This window comes from Ruegeria sp. BHSB196 (genome assembly GCF_059613135.1).
On sequence record NZ_JBXWRY010000015.1, the window covers coordinates 36,393 to 59,943 of the forward strand.

A 23,551-nucleotide genomic window follows, 5' to 3' on the forward strand; every position below is an offset into this window, starting at 1 on the left:
GCCTCGTGCCTCTTACCGTAGGCAACGGTGGTCCTCAACGGCAATGCGTTTTCGCCTTTCACAGCAGTTGGCGGATTTGTAAGGTCGCCACCGGACCGGACCACGCGCGGAGAAGTTACTCTTGACCACCGTCACGCCGATGATGGCGCAATATCTGGAGATCAAGGCGACACATCCGGAGGCGCTTCTTTTCTACCGGATGGGCGATTTCTACGAAATGTTCTTTGACGACGCGGTTCAGGCCGCCGAGGCGCTGGACATCGCCCTGACCAAGCGCGGTAAGCACGACGGCGCTGACATTCCGATGTGCGGTGTGCCCGTCCATTCCGCCGAAGGCTATCTGCTGACGCTGATCCGCAAGGGATTCCGCGTCGCCGTCTGCGAACAGATGGAAAGCCCGGCCGAAGCGAAGAAGCGCGGGTCGAAGTCCGTGGTCAAGCGCGATGTGGTCCGGCTTGTGACTCCGGGAACGCTGACCGAGGATGCCTTGTTGGAAGCGCGCCGGCACAACTTTCTGGCGGCCTATGCCGCGGTCCGGGATCAATCCGCGCTGGCCTGGGCAGACATCTCGACGGGATCGTTCCACGTTCTTCCGGTTTCCGCCGCGCGGCTGAGTCCCGAGCTCGCCCGACTAGCGCCTTCCGAGCTGATCGTGGCCGACGGGATCGACGCCGAAATCTCCGATGTGACCGACGATCTGGGCATTCCGGTGACTCCGATCGGGCGGGCGAGTTTCGACAGCACCTCGGGCGAGAAGCGGATCCGCGACCTGTTCGGCACAAGCGCGCTCGACGCATTCGGGAGTTTCGACCGGGCGGAGGTCGCCGCCATGGGCGCCGTGATCGACTATCTGGAGATCACCCAAAAGGGCAAGCTCCCCTTGCTTCGAACGCCCCAGAAGGAGTCCCAGGATCGTGTGGTGCAGATCGACGCCGCCACCCGGCGCAATCTGGAACTGACACGCTCACTGGCGGGCAACCGCGCCGGATCCCTGCTTGCCGCCATTGACCGGACGGTGACACCGGGCGGCGCACGGCTGCTCGAACAACGCCTGTCCAGCCCCTCACGCGTTCTCGGAACGATCCGCGCCCGCCACGATGCCGTCGATCACTGCGTCGAAGACAGGCCGTTTTCCTCGGACCTTCGCGACGCTCTCAGGAAGACACCGGATCTGGACCGTGCGCTGTCGCGGTTGTCGCTGGACCGAGGCGGGCCACGTGATCTGGCCGCGATCCGCAACACGCTGGCTCAGGCCGAACAGATTGCAACGCTTTGCAACGCGCGCGACATGCCCGAGGTTCTGGCCAAGGCGGCGCGGGGTCTGACCGGATTTCAGGATCTTCTGAACTTGCTGGACACGGCGTTGGTGGCCGATCCCCCGCTTTTGGTCCGCGACGGCGGGTTCATTGCCGCAGGGTATGATAGGGAACTGGACGAAGCCCGCACTCTGCGGGACGAGGGACGGTCGGTAATAGCAGGGTTTCAGCAGAAATACATCGAGCAAACCGCTATCGCGTCTTTGAAGATAAAGCACAACAACGTGCTGGGCTATTTCATCGAGACCACGGCGACCCATGCCGACAAGATGCTGAACCCGCCCTTCAGCGAAACATTCATCCACCGCCAGACCACCGCCAATCAGGTGCGATTCACGACGGTGGAACTCAGCGAGATCGAAACGCGAATCCTGAATGCCGGGAACCTCGCGCTGGAGATCGAAAAGCGGCTCTACCAAAGGCTTGCCGAGGCCGTTCTTGCCGAGGCGGCACGGCTGAACGACACCGCACGCGGATTGGCCGAGATGGACCTGACGACGGCGCTGGCCGATCTGGCGCGCGAGGAGAACTGGTGCAGGCCGAGGGTCGATGCTTCGCGCACTTTCGCCATCCAAGGCGGCCGCCACCCGGTGGTCGAACAGGCACTGCGCCAGCAGGGCGGCGATGCGTTCATCGCCAACGACTGCGACCTGACCGCCGACACCGGGGCTGCGATCTGGTTGTTGACGGGTCCGAACATGGCGGGCAAGTCCACTTTTCTGCGCCAGAACGCCCTGATTGCGCTGCTGGCGCAAATGGGCAGCTTCGTTCCGGCCGACTCGGCCCATATCGGCCTGGTCAGCCAGCTATTCAGCCGGGTTGGCGCCTCGGACGATCTGGCGCGAGGGCGATCTACTTTCATGGTCGAGATGGTCGAGACCGCCGCCATTCTCAATCAGGCCGATGAGCGTGCGCTGGTGATCCTTGACGAAATCGGCCGCGGAACCGCCACCTATGACGGGCTGTCGATTGCCTGGGCCACGCTGGAACATCTGCAGGCGGCCAACCGGTGCCGGGCACTGTTCGCGACCCACTATCACGAGCTGACCGCACTGGCCGGCGTGCTGGACGGGGTGGAGAATGCCACAGTGGCCGTCAAGGAGTGGGAGGGCGAAGTCGTTTTCCTGCACGAGGTGCGCAAGGGCGCGGCCGACCGGTCTTATGGGGTGCAGGTCGCGCAACTGGCCGGACTGCCGCCATCCGTCGTGGAGCGCGCGCGTCTTGTACTGGAACAGCTGGAACGGAACGAGCGCGAGGGCGGCAAGCAGAAGGCGCTGATTGACGATCTGCCACTCTTTTCGGTTGCACCTCCGCCCCCGCCGGCTCCGAAACCGTCAAAAACCGACGAGATGCTCAAGGATGTCCTGCCAGACGAACTCAGCCCGCGGCAAGCCTTGGAGTTGATCTACAAACTGAAAGAGGCGGCCAGTTCCTGACCGCCTTCTGGTACCGGTCTCGCCGGCGTTTTCCCGATCAGTTCGCCGGGGTCGAAGACACACCGACCTGCGCCGGGCGCAGCAGCCGATCGTGCAGCATGAACCCCTCGGCCGAAACCTGGATGATTTCGCCCGCCTTGGTACCAGGTACAGGCGCTTCGAACATGGCTTCGTGCTGTTGCGGGTCGAAACGGTCGCCGACTTGCGGCGAGATCACTTCGATTCCGTGTTTCTGGAACACGTCGCGCAGCGCCCGCATGGTCAACTCGATTCCTTCGATCAGACCGGCGGCCACCTCCTTCTGTTCCTCGGTCACGGCTTCGAGGGCGCGTTTCATGTTGTCGTACACCGGCAGCATATCGCGTGCGAGCCTTGAGCCGCCATATTGCTCGGCGTCCCGACGGGCCTTTTCGCCGCGCTTGCGCGCATTCTCGGCGTCAGCCAGCGCCCGCATGAACTTGTCCTTCAGTTCATCGCGTTCGGCCCGCAGCGCATCCAGCTCCAGCGCCTCTTCGCTGATTTCCGCCAGTTCTTCGGCCAGTTCCTCGGCCTCGGCGGTTGCAATATCGTCCAGAAATTCTTCGTTCTTCGGCTCTGCCATGTCTCTACCTCTAGCTCCGGTCGGATATGAGCTTGCCGACCAGTTGTGCCGTATAATCCACGATCGGCACGATCCGTCCGTAATTCAGGCGCGTCGGGCCGATCACACCGACCGCTCCGATTATCTTTCGATCAGCGTTCATATATGGAGACACCACCAGAGAGGAACCCGAAAGTGAGAAAAGTTTGTTCTCTGACCCGATAAAAATGCGCACGCCCTCGCCTTCCTCGGTCAATTCCAGGAATTCGGCGATGTCCCGCTTGCGCTCGAGGTCATCGAACAGGCTGCGGATACGCTCCAGTTCTTCTTCCTGACCGGTTTCGGCCAACAGATTCGCCCGTCCGCGCACGATCAACCGGGCCGATTCTCCGCCGTCGCTATCCCAGACTGCCAGGCCGCTTTCCACCATCTCGCGGGCCAAAGCATCGATTTCCTGCCGGCGTTGCGCGATTTCGTTTTGAATGATCTTGCGAATCTCGCTCAGCTTTCGCCCTTCGATCAACGCATTGAGGAAGTTGGCCGCCTCGCGCATGGAGCTGGGCGTCTGGCCCGGCGGAGGCGTGAACAGGCGGTTTTCGACGTGACCATCGGCAAAGACCAGAACCACCAAGGCTCGGTCATGCGCCAGCGACACGAATTCGATATGTTTGACTTCGGCCTCATGCTTGGGCGTAAGCACCAGCGACGCGCCATGTGTCACGTTCGACAAGGCGGCGCCGATCCGATCCAGCATCCCGCCGACATCTCCGGCATTGTCGCCCAGGGTCGCGTCCAGCTTTTCCCGGTCTTCATTGTCAAGATCGCCCAGCTCCAGCAGCCCGTCCACGAACATGCGCAGCCCCATCTGTGTCGGCACCCGTCCCGCGCTGACATGCGGGCTGTTGAGCAGGCCCAGAAATTCCAGATCCTGCATCACGTTGCGCACGGTGGCCGCGCTGACCTTTTCGCTCATCGAACGGCTCAGGGTGCGGCTGCCCACGGGCTCGCCGCTGTCGAGATAGCTTTCGACGATCAGCCGGAACACCTCGCGGGACCGGTCGTTCATCTCGTCAAGTATCTTGCTCGCTTCGCTCATCAGCAGCCCCTTGATGGGTCGCCATTAAATCGCAGCGCCATGAAAGGTCAATCGGGGTTGCATCGCCACACAAACGGACGCTATCCCGAGACCGGACAACAAAGGACGTCTCATGCGACCCTCTGGACGAGATTTATGCGAAATGCGGCCGGTTTCAATCGAGACCGGCTTTACGAAACATGCCGAAGGTTCCTGCCTGATCAAGATCGGCGATACCCACGTGCTGTGCACCGCCACGCTTGAAGATCGCGTACCGCCCTTCATCAAGGGGTCGGGTCTGGGATGGGTCACAGCTGAATACGGCATGTTGCCACGCGCGACCAATACGCGGATGCGGCGCGAGGCCGCCGCAGGAAAACAGGGCGGTCGAACCGTCGAGATCCAGCGGCTGATCGGCCGGTCGCTGCGCGCTGGCGTGGATCGGGTCGCGTTGGGCGAGCGCCAGATCACCATCGACTGCGATGTGATCCAAGCCGATGGCGGCACCCGCTGCGCGGCAATCACCGGCGGTTGGGTCGCCCTGCGTCTGGCGGTCAACAAGCTGATGAAGGCCGGCGAAGTTCTTTCGGACCCGTTGGTCGATCCCGTCGCCGCGGTCTCCTGCGGTATCTATGCCGGTCAACCGGTGCTTGATCTGGATTACCCGGAGGATAGCGAGGCCGGAGTGGACGGCAATTTCATCATGACCGGATCGGGCAAGCTGATCGAGGTGCAGATGTCTGCCGAAGGCGCGGTGTTCAGCCGGGATCAAATGAACCAGCTTGCCGATCTGGCGGAAAGAGGCGTGGGCGAACTGGTCGCCGCGCAACGGGCTGCCACCGCATGACTCGCAGGTTCGTCGGCGATACGCTGCTGGTGGCCACCCACAACCGGGGCAAGCTGGAAGAAGTTGCGCATCTTCTCGAACCGTTCGGCGTCAAGGTCGTGGGTGCCGCCGAAATGAACCTTCCGGAACCGCAGGAAACCGAAACCACCTTTGTCGGCAATGCTCGCATCAAGGCCCACGCCGCGGCGCGGGCCACCGGATTGCCGGCTTTGTCGGATGATTCCGGGATTACCATCGATGCGCTGGATGGCGCGCCTGGCGTCCACACCGCCGACTGGGCCGAAACCGGCAACGGGCGGGACTTCGTCATGGCGATGACTCGGGCGCATGAGGCGCTCGAAGAAAAAAACGCCCCGCATCCCCGAACCGCTCAATTCCGGTGTACGCTGGTCCTTGCCTGGCCTGACGGGCATGACGAGGTGTTCGAGGGCGTCGCGCCCGGGCACCTGGTCTGGCCGATCCGCGGCAAGGACGGGTTTGGCTATGATCCGATGTTTGTCCCGGACGGTTATGACATTACCTATGCCGAGATGGACCGTTGGGAAAAGAACAAGATCAGCCATCGCGCCCGTGCGGTGGAGAAGTTCGTAAAGGGCTGTTTTGGCGGATGACTGGCGCAACGGGGGCTTTGGGCTCTATGTGCATTGGCCCTATTGCGAGGCCAAATGCCCCTATTGCGACTTCAACAGTCACGTATCAAGAAAAATTAATCAAAAGCAATGGCTTGACGCCTATTTGATGGAACTGGACCGTGCCGCTGCCGAGACACCGGACCGTGTTCTGAATACCATCTTCTTTGGCGGCGGGACGCCGTCGCTCATGCAGCCAGACACGGTTGCGGCGGTAATCGACAAGGTCCGGACAGTGTGGCGCACGTCAAATGACATGGAAATAACGCTCGAGGCGAATCCGGGTTCGGTCGAAGCCGGCAGGTTTTCCGGCTATCGGGCGGCCGGCGTCAACCGCGTTTCGCTCGGCATCCAGGCCCTGAATGACGATGACCTGCGCCGCCTGGGCCGAATCCACTCGGCGGCCGAGGCGCGGGCTGCTTTCGACATTGCCCGCGCGTGCTTTGAGCGGGTCAGCTTTGATCTGATCTATGCGCGGCAGCTCCAAACACTGGACGCCTGGCGTTCGGAATTGTCCGAAGCGTTGAAGATGGCGATCGACCATCTGTCGCTGTATCAACTCACTATCGAAGACGGTACGGCCTTTGGCGACCGCTACGCCCGGGGTCGGCTGAAGGGTCTGCCGGAAGACGACCGGGCCGCGGATATGTATTTGGAAACCCAGGAAATCTGCGATGCCCATGGGATGCCTGCCTATGAAATTTCGAACCATGCCCGAAACGACGCGCAGTCGCTCCATAACCTGATCTATTGGCGTTACGGGGACTATGTCGGGATCGGACCGGGCGCGCATGGGCGCTTGACCATCGGCGGACAGAGATTCGCCACCGAAACACTTCGCGATCCCGCGGCTTGGTTGAAGGCCGCCTTTTCCGCTGGTGGCGAATGTGACAGAACCCAGCTCACCGCGCGGGAACAGGGCTTTGAATACCTCATGATGGGGTTACGTCTCACAGAGGGACTAAATATTGAGAGGTATGAGCGACTATCTGGCATGTCGCTGCCGCAGGACCGGCTCGACCACCTGACCGAGATCGGCATGGTCGAGCACGAAGCGAACACCCTGCGCGTCACGCGCAAGGGCCGAGCGGTGCTGAACGCCGTGATCCGCGATCTGTTGGCGGTTTAGGCGATGCAGTACCTTTGGGCCGCGTTGGGTTTGGTTTGCGTCGCGCTTGCCACATTGGGCGTGTTCCTGCCGCTGCTTCCGACCGTGCCGTTCTTGCTGCTGGCAGCGTTCTTTTTTGCCAGATCCTCGTCTCGCCTGCACACCTGGCTGCTGACGCACCGCACGTTCGGCCCGCTGATCATCGACTGGCAGACGTCGCGCGCCATAAACCCCGCGGCCAAGCGCGCGGCAACCCTGTCCGTAGCTGCAGTTTTCCTGATTTCCCTGCTGCTTGGCGCCCCGTCATACGTCCTGATCATTCAGGCCGTGGTATTGAGTGGCGTCATGGTCTTTATCTGGACCCGCCCTAACGGCTGAGCTTGGCACAGAGGTCGTCCAGCTGGTCCAGGTTTTCGTAGGTCAGCACCACCTGCCCCGACTCGGTTCCGGGCTTGTGATTGATGGCGACTTTCATGGCCAGGATCGCCGACAAGTCCTTTTCCAGAGCACGGGTGTCGGCGTCCTTTTCGGCACCGGCAGGTTTCCTGCGCGGGGCATCGGCCTGCGTCTCACGTTGCTGCTGCTTTCTGACCAAAGCTTCGGTCTGCCGAACCGACAGCCCGTTCTGTACCACGGTTCGGGCCAGTTCCGACGGGTTGCTGGCCGTGATCAGCGCCCGGGCGTGGCCTGCCGACAATTTGCCTTCGATCACAAGGGCTTGCACATCCGCCGGCAAGGACAGCAGACGCAGCAGGTTCGCGATGTGGCTGCGGCTTTTGCCCAAAGCCTCAGCCAGCTTTTCCTGGGTGTGCCCAAACCGTTCCATCAGTTGCCGATACCCGGCGGCCTCTTCAACCGCATTCAGATCGGCGCGCTGGATGTTCTCGATGATCGCAACTTCCAGAACCTCAGTATCGTCAAATTCTCTAACGATTACAGGTACTTCGTGTAGTTGCGCCAGTTGCGCGGCCCGCCATCTCCGTTCACCGGCTACGATTTCGTAATCCCCGGCCTCCATGGGGCGGACGATGAGCGGTTGAATGATGCCTTTTTCCCGGATCGAGGCCGCCAGCTCGTCGAGCTGGTCCTGAGAAAACGACCTGCGTGGCTGGTTCGGATTTGCCCTCACCTTTTCGATGGGCACGCGCGTGTTCGGGCGGCGTGGCTCTTGACCAGCGGATCCGGCCGTGTCCTGAGTGACATCCGCCATCAGAGCGGACAGGCCGCGCCCCAACCCCCGTGGCTTGCCCTTTTTGATGTTCACCTGACCCTCCTCTCCGCCGTTCATGCGGCAACTCTTCTATGCCTGCTCAGGATTTCCCGAGCGAGATGGCGATAAGCCATGGCGCCCAGAGAACCGGAATCGTATTGCAGGACCGGGAGCGAAAAGGACGGCGCTTCGCTGACCCGGACATTCCTTGGTATCTTGGTTTTAAATACCATCTCGCCCAGATTGTCACGTGCATCCTTCTCGACCTGACGGGACAAGTTGTTGCGGTTGTCATACATGGTCAACACAACACCTTCGATGCGCAGCCCTGGATTCGCCGTCTGGCGCACCTCTCTGACCGTCAACATCAGCTGTGACAACCCCTCCAGGGCAAAGAACTCGCTTTGCAGGGGGATCAGAACGGAATTGGCGGCGACCATGGCATTCACCGTCAGAAGGTTCAGCGACGGCGGGCAGTCAATCAGGATGTAGTCGAAGTGGAATCTGTCCATCCCGGTCTGCCGGAGCGCGTCATGCAGGAGAAAGCTGCGTTTTTCATTGGAAATGAGTTCGATATCCGCCGAACTCAGGTCCACCGTCGCCGGGACAATGGAGAGCCCCTCGATCGCGGTTTCTTGTATGACCGCCTCCAACGGGGCCTCGTCGATCAACAAATCATATGTGGTCCAGTCGCGATCATCGACTCCCAGACCTGTCGAGGCGTTCCCCTGCGGATCCAGATCGATCACCAGCACACGGCACCCGATTTCCGCCATTCCTGCCGCAAGGTTTATGGCCGTCGTGGTTTTCCCCACCCCCCCTTTCTGATTTGCGACCGCAATGATCCGGGGGCCTTCCGGGCGAGACAGATCAATCACGTGACACTCCTTTGATTTTCAGGATGACGGCCTGGGGCTCGGTTAAACTAGTAATCGGGTCCGCGTCGAATTTCCATTCCTTGCTGGCTTCGGCGACTTCTTTCTCCCAGCTTGCGCCCTTTGGAAACAACGCCGTTCCCGACCTCTTCAGATGGCGTTCACACCAGGAGAGCAAAATCGAAAGGTCCGCGACTGCCCGCGCCGAGAGGATGTCGGCAGAGAGGGGATCAATGGCCTCGATCCGGCGGCTGATCACGGTACACCTGGCACCGCATTCGCGCGCCGCCGTTCTGAGAAACGCCGACTTGCGCTGATCGCTTTCCACCAGCGTGAATTGGGTATCCGGCGCCTCTTCTTGCGCCATGATTGCGCAGATCAGCCCTGGAAATCCACCGCCGCTGCCCAAGTCCACCCAATGCCCCCGTGCGCCCACGCAACGAAAGACCTGAATGGAATCAAGGATATGTCGTTGCCAAAGCTGGGAAAGACTGGCTCTGGAAACAAGGTTGATCCGGGAATTCCAGCGGATCAGGTGCTCTGAAAAGACCTCCAGCCGGTCCAATGTTTCACGTGAAACATTCAGCGCATCCGGAGTTGCGGGGCCATCCCCCTTCATGCGCCGCGCACCTTCAGAGCCCTTCGAACTCGGGCAAGGATCAGCGTCAGCGCCGCCGGCGTAACACCTTCGACCCGGCTGGCCTGTCCGATGTTCACCGGCCGCACGGTCGAGAGTTTCTGCTTGAGTTCGTTGGACAAGCCATCCAGCGCATAGAAATCGAAATCCGCTGGGATTTCCTGCGCCTCGTCCCGCCTCATCGCCTCGACATCCCGTTGTTGCCGCAGGATGTAGTTTGCGTACAGCGCATCCCGTTCGACCTGGCGGCGCGTTTCCTCGTCGACATCGTGGAGATCGTCGAACAGCGGCAGAATATCCTGGAACCGTACCGTTGGAAACGCGAGGAGCGCCATTCCGTCCCGGCGGTTGCCGTCCTGATTGACCGCGATCCCGGCCTCGCGGATCTCGCGCGGCGTGAAGGTTTGTTCGGTCAGCCGGGATTTTACCGCTTCCAGCCGTTCCATCTTGCGTTCAAAGGCGTGCTTGCGCGCTTCCTCGACACAACCGATCGTCAGACCCACCGGCGTCAGACGTTGATCGGCGTTGTCCGCCCTCAGGGACAGCCGAAACTCGGCCCGAGACGTGAACATCCGATATGGCTCGGCCACACCACGGGTTGTGAGATCGTCGATCATCACCCCAATATAGCTGTTCGCGCGGGTGAAATGCAGCGGTTCGCGCCCTTGAACTTCCAGCGCCGCGTTCAGTCCTGCGACCAGGCCCTGGGCCGCCGCTTCCTCATAGCCCGTCGTACCATTGATCTGACCCGCCAGATACAATCCCGGCGCCTGTGGCAGGGACAGTCGTGGCGTCAGAACGCGCGGATCCACATAGTCGTACTCAATGGCGTAACCCGGTTGCAGGATTTTCGCGTTCTCCAACCCCTTGATCGACCGCACATATTCCAGCTGCACGTCCTCGGGCAACGATGTCGAAATGCCGTTCGGGTAGATGGTGTGATCGTTGACGCCCTCTGGCTCCAGAAAGATCTGATGCGACTCCTTTTCGGCGAACCGGACAATCTTGTCCTCGATGGAGGGACAATACCTTGGGCCGACTCCTTCAATGTGCCCACCATACATGGCCGAGCGGGAAAGATTGCGTTCGATGATCTCGTGTGTGCGGGTGTTGGTGTGCGTAATGCCACACCAGATCTGTGGCGCCGTTGGCGATTTCGAAAGGAAGGAAAACAGCGTCGGCTCTGCGTCGCCGTCCTGCCGCTCCAAGTCCGACCAGTCGATGCTGCGTCCATCCAGCCTTGGTGGTGTACCCGTCTTGAGCCGCCCCAAAGGCAGATCAAAGCTGTCCAGCCGCTCGGCCAGCTTGACAGACGGCCGATCACCCATGCGTCCGCCGGGTCTGGACACGTCCCCGATGTGAATGACGCCGCGCAGAAACGTGCCCGAGGTCAGAACCACGGTTCTTGCGCGGACTTCCGACCTATCCGCCAAAAGAACCCCGGTCACACGATTTCCGTCCATCAGAAAATCGGTGACTTCGCCCGTGATGACCTGCAACCCCTCCCGTTCGGCGGTTTCCTGTTGCATTGCGGCACGATACAACGCGCGGTCTGCCTGCGCCCTTGGGCCCTGCACGGCCGGACCCTTGCGGCGGTTCAGCAGGCGGAACTGGATTCCGGCCCGGTCCGCAACCCGCCCCATGACACCGTCCAGCGCATCGATTTCGCGCACCAGATGCCCCTTGCCAAGGCCGCCGATGGCCGGATTGCAGGACATGACGCCAATATCGGTCGGCGACAGAGTGATCAATGCCGTGCGGACGCCCATCCGCGCCGCCGCGTGGGCCGCTTCGGTACCGGCGTGTCCCGCGCCGACGACAGCGACATCGAAGTGTGAATGTTTCACGTGAAACACTCCCTATTTTCCCAGGCAGAAACTCGCAAAGATCTCGTCCAGCAAGTTTTCCACATCTATTCGTCCAACCAGAGATTCCAAGGCGCGGATGGCCGTACGCAGCTCTTCTGCCGCAATATCATACAGGTCCGGGCCCGATTCCAGAACGGCCATTCCTGCCTTGATCGATGCCAGTGCCTTGGTCATTGCCGCGCGATGCCGTTCGCGCGTCGCTATACCAGCAGTAGTGGACCTCTCACCAAGAATACTCGAAATCTGCGATATCAGGCAATCAATCCCCTGCCCGGTTCGTCCCGAGATCCCTTCCCGACCATCCGTGCGCAAATCCGCCTTGGGAAACACGTGAATATCACCTGGCCGGAATGCCACACCCAGATCATCCGTGGATTCGGCAAGAAAAACCCTCAGATCCGCCGAATCCGCCCGTTTGCGTGCCAGCGCAATTCCCAACCCTTCGACGTGGTCGCGTGTTTCTCGCATACCGGCCGTATCCAACAAGGTTACAGGCAAGCCGCCAAGATCCATGCGCACCTCGATGATGTCCCGCGTCGTGCCGGCATATTCCGACGTGATCGCCGCCTCCCGGCCCGCCAGTGCATTGAGCAGCGTGGATTTTCCGGCATTCGGGGGTCCGACGATGGCCACTTCGAAACCGTTGCGGATTCGCTCGGCCATACGGACACCGGCAACCTGGCGTTCAAGGTCGTCGGAGACGCCCGAGATCAGTGCGCGCACTTCGGGTGTCACGTCGGTCGGAACATCCTCGTCCGCAAAGTCGATGACCGCCTCGATCAGGGATGCCGCGCGGATCAAGTCGCGACGCCAGCGTTCCGCCAGCTTCCCGAGCTCGCCGGCAAGGACTGTCTGCGCCTGTTTGCGCTGCGCCTCGGTTTCGGCATCGATGAGATCGGCCAGACCCTCGACCTGGGCCAGATCGAGCTTTCCGTTTTCCATGGCGCGGCGGGTGAATTCCCCTGGTTCCGCCAGCCGCAGGCCATCCATCTCCGCCAGTTCCCGCAGTACAGCATTCACTGCGGCGGTGCTGCCGTGGATCTGGAATTCGACAACATCCTCGCCCGTGAAACTGGCGGGGCCTGCAAAAGTCAGGACCACACCATCGTCCAGTCGTTCGCCTTCGGAGGACCGGAGCCGACGCACTCGCATGCCACGGCGCGGCAAACCGGGTCCGGCCAACCTTTCGGCCGCGGAATATGCCAAAGTCCCGGATAGCCGGATGACCGACACGCCCGCCTTGCCCTGCGCGCTGGCCAGGGCGAAAATCGTATCCATAGCAACGCCCCGCGACAGTGGTGAAACCGGTTCAGGTGTTCATCGAGTCGAAGAACTCGGAGTTCGTCTTGGTCTGTTTCAGCTTCGAGAGCAAGAATTCGATGGCATCGGTGGTGCCCATCGGGTTGAGGATGCGGCGCAGGACATAGGTTTTTGCCAGATCGGCCTTGTTGACCAGCAGATCCTCTTTCCGTGTGCCGGACTTGAGGATATCGATGGCCGGGAACACCCGCTTGTCGGCGATCTTGCGATCCAGGACGATCTCGGAGTTGCCGGTGCCCTTGAATTCTTCAAAGATCACCTCGTCCATCCGGCTTCCGGTGTCGATCAGCGCGGTGGCAATGATGGTCAGCGAACCGCCCTCTTCGATATTCCGCGCCGCACCGAAGAACCGTTTGGGCCGTTGCAATGCGTTGGCGTCCACGCCACCGGTCAGAACCTTGCCCGAGGAGGGTACGACGGTGTTAAAAGCCCTACCAAGTCTTGTGATCGAATCGAGAAGAATAACAACATCTCGTTTGTGTTCGACCAGACGCTTGGCTTTTTCGATCACCATTTCCGACACAGCGACATGCCGCGTCGCCGGTTCGTCAAAAGTCGAGGATACAACTTCGCCCTGCACCGAACGCTGCATGTCGGTCACTTCTTCCGGACGTTCGTCGATCAGCAGAACGATGAGATAGCACTCCGGATGGTTCTTTTCGATGGAATGCGCTATGTTCTGCAGGATCACCGTCTTACCCGTCCGCGGCGGCGCCACGATCAGCGACCGCTGGCCCTTCCCGATCGGTGCCACCAGGTCGATGACGCGGGCCGACTTGTCTTTGATGGTGGGATCTTCGATCTCCATCTTCAGGCGTTCGTCGGGATAAAGCGGCGTCAGGTTGTCGAAGGCGATCTTGTGCTTCGCCTTTTCCGGATCCTCGAAATTGATCTTGGTGACGTTGGTCAGCGCGAAATACCGCTCATTGTCATCAGGCGCCTTGATCGCGCCTTCCACCGTGTCTCCGGTCCGCAGAGAGTACTGACGGATCATGTCAGGCGAGACATAGATATCGTCCGGACCCGGCAAATAGTTCGCTTCGGGCGAGCGCAGGAAACCGAAACCGTCCTGCAGCACCTCCAGAACGCCGTCACCACCGATGGTCCAGCCTTCGTCCGCGCGTTCGCGCAGGATCTGGAACATCATCTCGCCCTTTCGCATGGTCGAGGCGTTTTCGATTTCGAGCTCCTCGGCCATGGATAGCAGGTCTTTCGGGCTTTTGACCTTGAGATCGGAGAGGTTCAGGGATTGGATTGTCATGGTGATACGACCCTTGGCCGCCGGTGACGCGGCGCAGATATGTTTTCAGACAGGAAGACGTTCCGCCCGGACGGGCGGCTTGACCTCTACATAAAAGAGCGGTGCAGCGGAGTCAAACCGTGCTCAGAACTTCAGGATCACGGCCAGGACGATGATGACCATCAAGATTGTCGGCACCTCGTTCATCAGGCGATACTGACGGCCGGTCAACGTGTTTCGGCCTTCTGCAAAGTCCTTTCGGCGTGCCAAAAGCCAATGGTGAAACCACGTCATGGCGATGACGGATACGCCCTTGGCCCAGGGCCACACCCATTGCCAATCCACCACCCCCGGCGTGAACACCATGATCAGGCCACAGACCCACGACACGATCATTGCCGGGCGCATGATCACCCGCAGAAGCTTTTCTTCCATTTCCAGGAATATTCGGGGTGCGCCATCCACGGTTTGCGCCTGTTCCACGTGATATACGAACAAGCGAGGCAGATAGAACAAGCCCGCCATCCATGAAATCACAGCCATGATGTGCAGGGATTTCACCCAGGGATAGATGGTAAAGAGAAGGTCGGTCATTCAAGTCCTCACCGGTGTTCGGATCTTCCCTAATAAAAAAGAAAGAAGAGAGAAAGGATGATGGATTTGTTGGCCGCTAGAATTTCGTGGATTATTCGGTTGTCCAGACGGTTTTCCTCAACCGGATTTTTTCCAAACAGATTGTCCACAGGTGTGGAAATCACGGATTTTACTATTTAATTACAATAAGATATAGGAAATTCGCCTGCCGGCGTCACTGGATAGCTTCTGGGGGCTTGCTGAGTATCTCCGTTCTCCAACGGGTCGGACTTATCCTTCTCCCTATGGGACAGAACCAGAGCGAATCCTGGATGTTTGCAGCCAGGGTGGCGGACTTGCATGTCAACCGGAAAGCCATACAAAGCATTCAAGCCGACTTGGTACCTTGCCCACGGGGTTTTCCACATGACCATCCCTCTTGTCCTTGCGTCTGGGTCCGGAATACGGGCCAAGCTCCTGGAGAATGCGGGTGTGCCTTTCACCATCACCGTGCCCAGAGTCGATGAAGACGCCGTGAAACGCGCCTTGCTGGCCGAGAATACATCTCCACGTGACATCGCGGATGCGTTGGCCGAACTGAAGGCCCGAAAGATCAGTGATCGCACACCGGATGCGCTGGTTCTGGGGTGCGATCAGGTTCTCGATTTTCGCGGCCGGCTGTTGTCCAAGCCCGAGAGTCCCGACTCGGCCCTTGACCAGCTTAGGGAAATGCGCGGCCGGTGCCATATGCTGTTTTCGGCAGCGGTCATTTGCCAGGACGGTCAACCCATTTGGCGGCACGTCGGCCAGGTTCGGCTACGCATGCGGGACAGCTCCGACGCCTATCTGCAGGAGTATGTGACGCGGAACTGGGACAGCATTCGTGATTCTGTTGGAGCCTACAAGTTGGAAGAGGAAGGCGTCCGGCTCTTCTCCGCCATTGACGGTGACTATTTTAACGTTTTGGGTATGCCCCTGTTGGAGCTTCTGGGATTTCTGGCCATACGGGGAGTGATCGAGCAATGACGGCAAAGCGCATACCTCTGGCCGGGGTGATCGGTCATCCCGTCGCGCATTCCAGATCGCCGAAGCTGCACGGCCATTGGCTCGCAACCTATGGTTTGCCGGGGCATTACATTCCGATGGATGTCAAACCGGACGACCTGGAACAGGTTCTGCGCGTCTTGCCCCGCGCTGGTTTCGTGGGCGCGAACGTCACCGTGCCGCACAAGGAAACGGCCTTGGCCCTGGCCGATCAAGTGACGGAAAGAGCGCAACGGATCGGAGCGGCCAATACCCTGACCTTCTCGCCAGATGGAGAAATCTTGGCTGACAACACAGATGGTTACGGCTTCATCGAAAACCTGCGCAGCGGTGTGCCCGGCTGGGATCCCGAGCAAGGCGCGGCCGTTGTCTTCGGCGCGGGCGGCGCCGCCCGCGCCGTGATCGCCGCTTTGATCGAAGCCGGTGTAACCAAAATCATCGTGACCAACCGGACGCGTTCCCGCGCCGAAACACTGAGCGACGATTTCGGTCCGCGTGTTTCGGTTGCGGATTGGATACAGGCGGGCAACGTGGTCGAAGATGCGTCCCTGGTGGTGAACACGACCTCTTTGGGCATGATCGGCCAACCGGAGCTGAGAGTGCCGCTGGACGGTCTCAAGCCGGGCATGACCGTGACCGATCTGGTCTATGCGCCGCTCAAGACCCGGCTATTGCAAGAGGCGGAGGCGGCCGGCTGCGCTACCGTGGATGGATTGGGTATGTTGCTGTATCAGGCGGTACCCGGATTCGAGCGTTGGTTCGGTCAGCGGCCCGAGGTCGATGCGGCGACCCGCGCGGCGGCGCTGGCATGAGTTTCGCGCTGGGGCTGACAGGCTCGATCGGCATGGGCAAGAGCACCACGGCACGGATGTTTGCCGATGAGGGGTGTGATCTGTGGGACGCCGACGCCGCAGTCCATCGCCTCTATGCGCCCGGCGGCGCGGCTGTCGAGCCCATGGGTTCGATTTTTCCCGATGCCATCGAGGATGGCGCAGTCAGCCGGGAAGCCCTGAAACGCATCATAGCCGATGACCCCGCCGCCCTCAGGAGGATCGAGCGGATCGTTCATCCCCTCGTCGCTCAGGATCGGGCGGAGTTCCGGGCGCGCGCCTCCTCGGACATTGTGGTGTTCGACATCCCGCTTCTGTTCGAAACCGGCGGCGACGCGGCGATGGACGCGGTGGCCTGCGTGTCGGTTTCGCCCGAAATCCAGAAACAACGGGTCATGGCGCGCGGCACGATGACCGAAGAGCAGTTCGAACACATTCGTGCGAAACAGATGCCAAATGACGAAAAATGTGCCCGTTCGGATTATGTCATTGTCACCGACACGCTGGACCATGCCCGCGCGCAGGTGCAGGATATCGTCAGGCAGATCAGGGCGGGGCTGAAGAATGCGTGAGATCGTACTCGACACGGAAACCACGGGCTTTGATCCCGAAAGCGGTGACCGGATCGTGGAAATCGGCGCGGTCGAACTGTGGAACCACGTCGCCACGGGCGAGACGTTTCACGAATATGTCAATCCCGAACGCGCGATGCCGGCCGAAGCCTTCGGCGTGCACGGCATCGGCCCCGATCTGCTGGAGCCGCCTCAGGAGCCGGCGCCGGGCCAGATCACGCTGCGGGACAAGCCGGTCTTTGCAATGATCGGGCAGAAGTTTCGCGATTTCGTTGGCGATGCGAAGCTGGTGATCCACAATGCGGCTTTCGACATGAAGTTCCTGAACGCCGAATTGGGCTGGATGGGCTTGCCCCCGATCCCGATGGAACAAGCGGTGGACACTCTGGCGATCGCGCGCAGGAAATTCCCGGGCGCGCAGGCATCGCTGGATGCCTTGTGCCGCAGGTTCAACATCGACAATTCGAACCGGGTGCTGCACGGGGCTCTGCTCGACTCCGAAATTCTGGCCGAGGTCTATCTGGAACTGATCGGCGGCCGGCAGCCGGATTTCGGTTTGACGGCAGAGGTGTCGCGCAGTCCCGGTCAGGATGACGATACCTGGCGTCCCACCGCGCGCCCGGTTCCGCTCGCCAGCCGGATCACCGATCAGGAGCGGATGGCGCATGAGGCGTTCGTCGAAAAACTCGGCGACAACGCGATTTGGAAACGCGCCCGGTAAGACCGGGCACGAAGCCGGGAATCAGGCGTCGGTTTTCTGGGCCTGCTCGGCCTGACGGCGCATCAACTCGTTCCGGTAGAGCTGAACGAAATCTATATTGTCCAGGTTGACCGGCGGATACCCGCCGTCGCGCGTCACGTCGGCCACGATCCGGCGCAGGAACGGGAACAGCATCCGCGGGCATTCGATCAGCAGGAAGGGGTGCAGCTGATCCTCCGGTACGCCCTCGACATGGAACAACCCGCAATAGTCGATCTCGAACAGGAACATCACATCTTCCATGCCCTTGACCTTGGACTTGAGGTTCAGCTTGATCGAAACCTCATACTGGTGGTCGGGCTTCCGCTTTTTGGCGTCGAGGTTGACCTGGACGTTGATTTCGGGCTGTACGTCGCCCGATGCGCCCTTCTGGGCCATCACGTTTTCAAAGGACAGATCACGGATGAACTGTCCCAGAACCCGCATCTGAACTTGCGGCGGCTGTTGGGCGGCTTTGGGCGCTTCGGCGCTGTCGTCTGTCATGGGAAGTCTCCGGTGATGAAGGTCGTGGCTGCTTAACAACTCGGGGCGGGTTTCTCAATGGCGATCAGGGCCTTCGACCCATCCCGAACGCTCTGTAGGGTCGCGGCGGGGGCGCACTTCGTGATACTCGCCTTCGATGATGTCTCCGTGCGCGAAAGGGTCCGGACCCGCGCGTGTCCGGCCGGCTCCACCCATGGTGAAATGCGTGACCGTGACCCGTGACCGCAGATAGCGAAAGACCGCCACACGAACGCCGGGGATCAGCAGGGCAAAACCCACGGCATCGGTGAAGAAGCCGGGCGTCAGCAGCAATGCACCCGAAAACAGGATCATCGCACCATGCGCCAGCGGTTCGGTCGGATCGTCGAGGTCGGAGAAGGCGCGCTGCAACTGGCCCAACGCCATGCGGCCTTGCGTCCGCACCAGACAGGCGCCCAGAACCGCGGTCAGCACCACGATCAGAAGCGTCGGCCAAAGTCCGATCAGACCGCCGATCTGTATGAACAGGGCGATTTCGACGATCGGCACCAACAAAAAGGCCAGAAACAGATACATGAGATGCGTCCTTTCGCTTTGACCGGGTGGTGGACTTGCCCCCGTGTGTCCCCTACATAATGACTTGAGGCCCAGTGCACAAAGTCTCAGTTCTGAAATGAGGACGAAATGAACTCACCCCTGATCCAGCTTCTGGTGCTGGCCGGCATCGCCGTTTTCCTGATCCTGCGCCTGAAAAGCGTTCTGGGCACTCGGGAGGGCTTTGAAAAGCCGCCTCTTCCGCAGCAGCCGGCAAACAAGTCCCGGCGCGACTTCGAGGTGATCGAGGGCGGTCCGGATCAGGACATCATCGACCACGTGCCCGAGGACAGCCCCCAGGCCGAAGCCCTTGCCGCCATGAAGCGTGTCGAGCCGGGTTTTTCGGTCACCGAGTTCGTGCAAGGCGCGCGCGGCGCCTATGAACTGATCGTCATGGGATTCGAGCGCGGCAATCTCGATGAAATCCAGCCTTTCCTTTCGGAAGAGGTGTTCGACACCTTCGTGTCGGTCGTTGCCGCCCGCGAGGATCAGGGCCTGACCATCGAGGCCGAATTCATCGGTGTGCGCGAAACCACTCTGTCTGACGTGCAGTTCGACAAGGACACCAACAGGGCCGAGATCACCATGCGTTTCGTGGGCGAATTGACCTCGGTCGTTCGGGATCGCGGCGGCGACATCGTCGAAGGCAGCCCGAACACCGTCAAGCGACAAAAGGACAGCTGGACCTTTGCACGGGTGATGGGCAGCGACGATCCGAACTGGATGCTGGTCGCAACGGACGCATGAGCGCCAAACTCCGGTCTGTTGTCCTGGCGACGGCTCTCATGACTTTCGCCAGCGCATCCGGGGCCGAGGTAAGGCATACCGTTCTGACCTTCGAGAAACTGGACGGTTGGGCCGCAGACGATCATGCGGCGGCTTTGTCGGTGTTTCTGAACACATGCCGTGACCTGAACGACCCCGACTGGCGCGCGCTGTGCGCGGTGGCCGAGGCGCATTCCGGCGCCGCCGCGAGGTCGTTCTTCGAGCTTTTCTTTCGTCCCGTATTGATCGAGGACGGCCGCGAGGCCCTTTTCACCGGCTATTTCGAACCGGAACTCGAAGGGTCGCTGCACCGGACCGAGAGGTTCCGCTATCCGGTCTACAGAATGCCACCCGAAGCGCGCGACACCAGCCCCTGGCTCACCCGGCGCCAGTTGCTGAGCGATGGCGTGTTGGAGAACCGGGGGCTCGAAATCGCCTGGGTGGACGATCCGGTCGAATTGTTCTTTCTGCAGATCCAGGGCTCGGGCCGAATTCGCTTGCCGGATGGCAAGACGCTCCGTGTCGGCTATGCTGGCGCCAACGGCCATCCCTATCGGTCGATCGGCGCGGAACTGGTGCGAAGGGGCATCCTCGGCGCCCATCAGGTGAGTGCCAGGATGATCCGCAGCTGGGTGCGAAAGAACCCGGTGGAAGGGGCGGAGCTGATGTTCCACAACCCGTCTTATGTGTTCTTCAGAAAGATCACCCGGATCGGGCCTCATCTCGGGCCTCTGGGTGCAATGAACCGTCCTGTGACTCGCCTGCGTTCGGTCGCCGTCGATCCGGACTTCACGCCGTTGGGCGCGCCGGTGTGGATCGAAAAGAACGGCGCCGAGCCGATACGGAGGCTGATGATCGCCCAGGATACCGGCGCGGCGATCAAAGGCGCTCAACGGGCCGACATCTTCTTTGGAACCGGCGACGATGCCGGCGAAGCCGCCGGCAAGCTGAAGGATCCGGGACGCATGGTGGTATTGCTTCCCATTCAGAGGGCCTATGCTCTTTTGCCGGATGGTTGAAGATGACCCGGCGCAAACTGACTGCAGATGAGATCGAGCTTTGGCGCAAGGTCGCGCAACAGACGGAGCGCCTGCATCCCGAACTCCCGCCCTCGGTGCATCCCAAAAGCCTGCCGAAACCAAAACCGAAAAAGCCATTGCCGAAACGACCGGAGGCAATCGAGATCGGACAGGCGGCCTCGTCGAAGCTGCATCCGAACACCCTGAAGCCATCGGTGGCCGAAGGGTTGGCCGCTGCGCCGCTGCAAATGGACCGCAAGGCCTTTGGTCGGATGAAGCGCGGAAAGCTGACTCCGGAGGCCAGGCTTGACCTGCACGGGATGCGTGTCGAGGCCGCGCATCCCGCATTGATCCGTTTCGTCCTTTCGGCGCAGGCTTCGGGCAAACGCCTGGTGCTGGTCATCACGGGAAAGGGCAAGGATCGGGACGAACCCGGTCCAATTCCGATGCCAAGAGGGATTCTGCGCAATCAGGTGCCCAGATGGTTGTCCCTGCCGCCTTTGGCACAGGCGGTTTTGCAGGTGACACCGGCCCATGTCAGCCACGGTGGCGACGGGGCCTACTACATATACCTCCGACGCAGCCGCTAGAGCTTTCGAACCGCCCGCGAAACGCCCAGCCAGACCAGAAAGCTGACCAGCAGGAAGAAGACCGCGATCCAAAGGAACTGCGTTTCCAACCCGATCCCCAGATCGATCAGCGCGCCCGTCACCCCTGGTCCGATCGCGGACCCAAGCACCATGACCGCCGCGGCCATCGCCTTGATCGACCCGATGTGCCGCGTCCCGTAGAACTCGGCCCAGAACGCGCTGGGCAGTGTGCTGTTGGCACCCGTGGTCGCAGCCAGAAAGACGAGGCCGATCATCGCCCCGCTGATGCTCTCGGTCATCGACAGGATCAAGAACGCGGCAACCATGGGCAACTGGTAGACCGGCATCATCCGCCCCGTGCCCCATTTGTCCAGTGCCCAGCCCGACGCGAACATCGATACAAGGGACAAGGCGGTATACGCCGGAAACAACGCCACCAACTCGATGTGGCGCCAACCCTTGATTTCAGCAAGATGAACCTGATGAAAGACGAACGCTGTCACGAAAGCGGCCGGCCCAAGCAAAGCTGGAACCATGAACCAGAACAACGGATCCTTCAGCGCCTCACGGCGCGTCCAGTGATGTGCGTTCATTCCGGTTGCGGAATACGCGGAGGCGAGGCTCTGAGGCGTTCTCTCTTCCCGCAGCAGCCGCAGCAGGATCGGTATCCCCAAGAATGCACCGGCGCCCGCAGCCAGCCACAGAAGACGCCAGTCGATCACGGCCATCAGCGATACGAAGGCAAGTGGCAAAAGGGCTTCGCCCACAGCGAATCCGCTCGTGGCGATAGACAAGGCCCTGCCCCGCGTCGCCGTAAACCAGCGGGCCATTGCCACCGTGGCGACATGGCTGCACATCCCCTGTCCAAATAGGCGTAGCGCCAGTATGACGGCCGGCAACAAGGCCACCGCCGAGTTCCAGGCCATAGCGAGGGTGGCCAAAGCCAACCCCGCCAAAACTACCGGCCCGAGAACCCGGACACGGAAAATGTCCGTCAACGCGCCGGCCCAGATCATGATGACCGCCGACAGAGCGGTTCCCAAGGTATAGATGCCGCCCCATTGCCCGTGGGTGAGATCGAATTCCGAACGGATTTCGCCAGCGAAGATCGAGATGAAAAAGGTCTGGCCGAAACTCGACAGGAATGTCAGCAGCGCCCCCGCCGCCAGCCATCTTGCGTTGACCACCAGGTAACCGGCAAGAAGCCTCTGTTTCACCGGTTGTGTGCTCACTTGTCGCGGTCCGGTGTCAGCACAGAAACCGAAATAACGATGCCTTCAATCGATTGCGCGGCGAGAATTGCGGTTCCCCTCCGGGTCGCGTGGTGGCAATGCTGAAACATCGTGACCTCGTCAGCGCTTCCGGAACGATTGCCGACACCGTCAGATCGGCACAATCCGACTGGAGCAAACCTACCGCCTAAACCAATCGACCCCCGGTTGCTCGCTCCCGATATCCGATGAGCCGCACCGTATACGTTTCTGCCAAAGGGTCCAGCCGCATCATCGAAACGTTCGGATGATCGTGCGCCTTCGGCGCGCTCAAAAGCATTGTCGAGGGACGCTGTCCCTCGAGCTCCCTGGGGTATTTTCGACCAGAAAGAAGCGGAATCGACAAGCTGGCTTCTTTCTGGTTTCAAATACCCGGGGTGAATTGCCCGAAGGGCAAGAGGGGCAGCGCCCCTGCCACGCCTCCCCTCTAAAGAACGTAACGGCTGAGATCCGTGGATTTCGTCAATTCGCCAAGATTCTGCTGAACGAATTCGGCATCCACCGTGATTTGGGCGCCGGCCTTGTCGGGGGCGGCAAAGGACAGGTCTTCGAAGACGCGTTCCATCACCGTATAAAGGCGCCGCGCCCCGATATTCTCGACGCTCTGGTTCACCTCGGCCGCAATCTGCGCCAGCGCGGCGATCCCATCCTCGGTAAAGGAAACGGACACGTCCTCGGTCTTCATCAGTGCAGTATACTGTCGTGTCAGAGCATTGTCGGTTTCGGTCAGGATGCGAACGAAGTCTTCTTCGGTCAATGCGCGCAACTCAACGCGGATCGGCAAACGGCCCTGAAGTTCCGGCAAAAGGTCGGACGGTTTTGCGATGTGGAACGCACCCGAGGCGATGAACAGGATATGGTCGGTCTTGACCGGGCCGTGTTTGGTGGACACCGTCGTGCCCTCGATCAACGGCAACAGGTCGCGCTGCA

25 protein-coding genes are annotated in these 23,551 nt (G+C 60.7%); 12 read left to right on the forward strand and 13 right to left on the reverse strand.

The window, feature by feature from the left end:
- Nucleotides 1–139 precede the first annotated feature (139 nt).
- The gene (mutS, locus tag AC2FNJ_RS09625) at nt 140–2,752 is read left to right on the forward strand and encodes a DNA mismatch repair protein MutS (protein ID WP_496764036.1); all 2,613 of its coding nucleotides are present in this window, start codon (nt 140–142) and stop codon (nt 2,750–2,752) included.
- A gap of 37 nt (nt 2,753–2,789) precedes the next feature.
- Here mutS and AC2FNJ_RS09630 read toward each other — a convergent pair whose 3' ends face one another.
- Nucleotides 2,790–3,353, reverse strand: coding sequence for a nucleotide exchange factor GrpE (locus tag AC2FNJ_RS09630; protein ID WP_496764011.1), 564 nt, complete (start codon nt 3,351–3,353; stop codon nt 2,790–2,792).
- A 10-nt stretch (nt 3,354–3,363) separates the two neighbouring features.
- Nucleotides 3,364–4,428 carry a heat-inducible transcriptional repressor HrcA gene (gene hrcA, locus AC2FNJ_RS09635; RefSeq protein ID WP_496764012.1) on the reverse strand — a complete coding sequence of 355 codons (1,065 nt, stop codon included), beginning with the start codon at nt 4,426–4,428 and terminating at the stop codon, nt 3,364–3,366.
- Between the two features lie 112 nt (nt 4,429–4,540).
- Here hrcA and rph point away from each other — a divergent pair, with 112 nt between their 5' ends.
- The 4 genes from rph to AC2FNJ_RS09655 are packed head-to-tail and all read left to right on the forward strand — an operon-like array spanning nt 4,541 to nt 7,369.
- Nucleotides 4,541–5,254 (forward strand): ribonuclease PH, encoded by a 714-nt coding sequence (rph, locus tag AC2FNJ_RS09640; RefSeq protein ID WP_496764013.1) that lies wholly within the window; start codon nt 4,541–4,543, stop codon nt 5,252–5,254.
- Nucleotides 5,251–5,865, forward strand: coding sequence for an RdgB/HAM1 family non-canonical purine NTP pyrophosphatase (rdgB, locus tag AC2FNJ_RS09645; RefSeq protein ID WP_496764014.1), 615 nt, complete (start codon nt 5,251–5,253; stop codon nt 5,863–5,865). Before rph ends, rdgB begins: the two co-directional genes overlap by 4 nt.
- Complete coding sequence (hemW, locus tag AC2FNJ_RS09650) at nt 5,855–7,012, forward strand: radical SAM family heme chaperone HemW (RefSeq protein WP_496764015.1); 1,158 nt, start codon at nt 5,855–5,857, stop codon at nt 7,010–7,012. Before rdgB ends, hemW begins: the two co-directional genes overlap by 11 nt.
- Before the next feature lie 3 nt (nt 7,013–7,015).
- Entirely contained in the window at nt 7,016–7,369 is a 354-nt protein-coding gene (locus AC2FNJ_RS09655) for a YbaN family protein (protein ID WP_496764016.1), read from the forward strand.
- Here the strand turns inward: AC2FNJ_RS09655 and AC2FNJ_RS09660 are convergent.
- The 7 genes from AC2FNJ_RS09660 to AC2FNJ_RS09690 all read right to left on the reverse strand — a co-directional run bounded on the left by AC2FNJ_RS09660 (nt 7,359) and on the right by AC2FNJ_RS09690 (nt 14,735).
- Nucleotides 7,359–8,255 carry a ParB/RepB/Spo0J family partition protein gene (locus AC2FNJ_RS09660; protein WP_496764017.1) on the reverse strand — a complete coding sequence of 299 codons (897 nt, stop codon included), beginning with the start codon at nt 8,253–8,255 and terminating at the stop codon, nt 7,359–7,361. The genes AC2FNJ_RS09655 and AC2FNJ_RS09660 overlap by 11 nt on opposite strands.
- 20 nt (nt 8,256–8,275) lie before the next feature.
- Entirely contained in the window at nt 8,276–9,079 is an 804-nt protein-coding gene (locus AC2FNJ_RS09665) for a ParA family protein (protein ID WP_496764018.1), read from the reverse strand.
- A complete protein-coding gene (gene rsmG / locus AC2FNJ_RS09670; protein WP_496764019.1) occupies nt 9,072–9,695 on the reverse strand; it encodes a 16S rRNA (guanine(527)-N(7))-methyltransferase RsmG in 624 nt (207 codons plus the stop codon). The genes AC2FNJ_RS09665 and rsmG overlap by 8 nt, the downstream gene beginning before the upstream one ends.
- On the reverse strand, nt 9,692–11,560 hold the full coding sequence (mnmG, locus tag AC2FNJ_RS09675; protein WP_496764020.1) for a tRNA uridine-5-carboxymethylaminomethyl(34) synthesis enzyme MnmG: 1,869 nt from the start codon (nt 11,558–11,560) through the stop codon (nt 9,692–9,694). Before mnmG ends, rsmG begins: the two co-directional genes overlap by 4 nt.
- Before the next feature lie 12 nt (nt 11,561–11,572).
- Nucleotides 11,573–12,859, reverse strand: a complete 1,287-nt coding sequence (gene mnmE / locus AC2FNJ_RS09680) for a tRNA uridine-5-carboxymethylaminomethyl(34) synthesis GTPase MnmE (protein ID WP_496764021.1) — start codon at nt 12,857–12,859, stop codon at nt 11,573–11,575.
- A gap of 31 nt (nt 12,860–12,890) precedes the next feature.
- Nucleotides 12,891–14,162, reverse strand: coding sequence for a transcription termination factor Rho (gene rho / locus AC2FNJ_RS09685; RefSeq protein WP_496764022.1), 1,272 nt, complete (start codon nt 14,160–14,162; stop codon nt 12,891–12,893).
- 123 nt (nt 14,163–14,285) lie between these two features.
- Complete coding sequence (locus AC2FNJ_RS09690; protein ID WP_496764023.1) at nt 14,286–14,735, reverse strand: CopD family protein; 450 nt, start codon at nt 14,733–14,735, stop codon at nt 14,286–14,288.
- Between the two features lie 405 nt (nt 14,736–15,140).
- On the opposite strand from AC2FNJ_RS09690, the gene AC2FNJ_RS09695 reads away from it, so the two are divergent.
- The 4 genes from AC2FNJ_RS09695 to dnaQ are packed head-to-tail and all read left to right on the forward strand — an operon-like array spanning nt 15,141 to nt 17,881.
- Entirely contained in the window at nt 15,141–15,740 is a 600-nt protein-coding gene (locus AC2FNJ_RS09695) for a Maf family protein (RefSeq protein WP_496764024.1), read from the forward strand.
- Nucleotides 15,737–16,570: a shikimate dehydrogenase gene (locus AC2FNJ_RS09700; RefSeq protein WP_496764025.1), complete on the forward strand. Its 834-nt coding sequence runs from the start codon at nt 15,737–15,739 to the stop codon at nt 16,568–16,570. Before AC2FNJ_RS09695 ends, AC2FNJ_RS09700 begins: the two co-directional genes overlap by 4 nt.
- On the forward strand, nt 16,567–17,160 hold the full coding sequence (gene coaE / locus AC2FNJ_RS09705) for a dephospho-CoA kinase (RefSeq protein WP_496764026.1): 594 nt from the start codon (nt 16,567–16,569) through the stop codon (nt 17,158–17,160). Before AC2FNJ_RS09700 ends, coaE begins: the two co-directional genes overlap by 4 nt.
- Entirely contained in the window at nt 17,153–17,881 is a 729-nt protein-coding gene (gene dnaQ, locus AC2FNJ_RS09710) for a DNA polymerase III subunit epsilon (RefSeq protein WP_496764027.1), read from the forward strand. The genes coaE and dnaQ overlap by 8 nt, the downstream gene beginning before the upstream one ends.
- A gap of 21 nt (nt 17,882–17,902) precedes the next feature.
- Here dnaQ and secB read toward each other — a convergent pair whose 3' ends face one another.
- Together secB and AC2FNJ_RS09720 are read right to left on the reverse strand one after the other, a co-directional pair.
- Nucleotides 17,903–18,403: a protein-export chaperone SecB gene (secB, locus tag AC2FNJ_RS09715; protein WP_496764028.1), complete on the reverse strand. Its 501-nt coding sequence runs from the start codon at nt 18,401–18,403 to the stop codon at nt 17,903–17,905.
- Between the two features lie 54 nt (nt 18,404–18,457).
- Complete coding sequence (locus AC2FNJ_RS09720) at nt 18,458–18,958, reverse strand: FxsA family protein (RefSeq protein ID WP_496764029.1); 501 nt, start codon at nt 18,956–18,958, stop codon at nt 18,458–18,460.
- Between the two features lie 108 nt (nt 18,959–19,066).
- On the opposite strand from AC2FNJ_RS09720, the gene AC2FNJ_RS09725 reads away from it, so the two are divergent.
- The 3 genes from AC2FNJ_RS09725 to AC2FNJ_RS09735 are packed head-to-tail and all read left to right on the forward strand — an operon-like array spanning nt 19,067 to nt 21,350.
- Complete coding sequence (locus tag AC2FNJ_RS09725; protein WP_496764030.1) at nt 19,067–19,723, forward strand: Tim44/TimA family putative adaptor protein; 657 nt, start codon at nt 19,067–19,069, stop codon at nt 19,721–19,723.
- The gene (gene mltA, locus AC2FNJ_RS09730; protein ID WP_496764031.1) at nt 19,720–20,760 is read left to right on the forward strand and encodes a murein transglycosylase A; all 1,041 of its coding nucleotides are present in this window, start codon (nt 19,720–19,722) and stop codon (nt 20,758–20,760) included. The genes AC2FNJ_RS09725 and mltA overlap by 4 nt, the downstream gene beginning before the upstream one ends.
- Nucleotides 20,761–20,762: 2 nt before the next feature.
- Nucleotides 20,763–21,350, forward strand: a complete 588-nt coding sequence (locus AC2FNJ_RS09735; protein ID WP_496764032.1) for a Smr/MutS family protein — start codon at nt 20,763–20,765, stop codon at nt 21,348–21,350.
- Here AC2FNJ_RS09735 and AC2FNJ_RS09740 read toward each other — a convergent pair.
- Nucleotides 21,347–22,567 carry an MFS transporter gene (locus AC2FNJ_RS09740; RefSeq protein ID WP_496764033.1) on the reverse strand — a complete coding sequence of 407 codons (1,221 nt, stop codon included), beginning with the start codon at nt 22,565–22,567 and terminating at the stop codon, nt 21,347–21,349. The two genes, AC2FNJ_RS09735 and AC2FNJ_RS09740, sit on opposite strands and share 4 nt — an antisense overlap.
- 481 nt (nt 22,568–23,048) lie before the next feature.
- On the reverse strand, nt 23,049–23,551 hold a 503-nt coding region (locus AC2FNJ_RS09745), incomplete at its 5' end, for an AAA family ATPase (protein WP_496764034.1).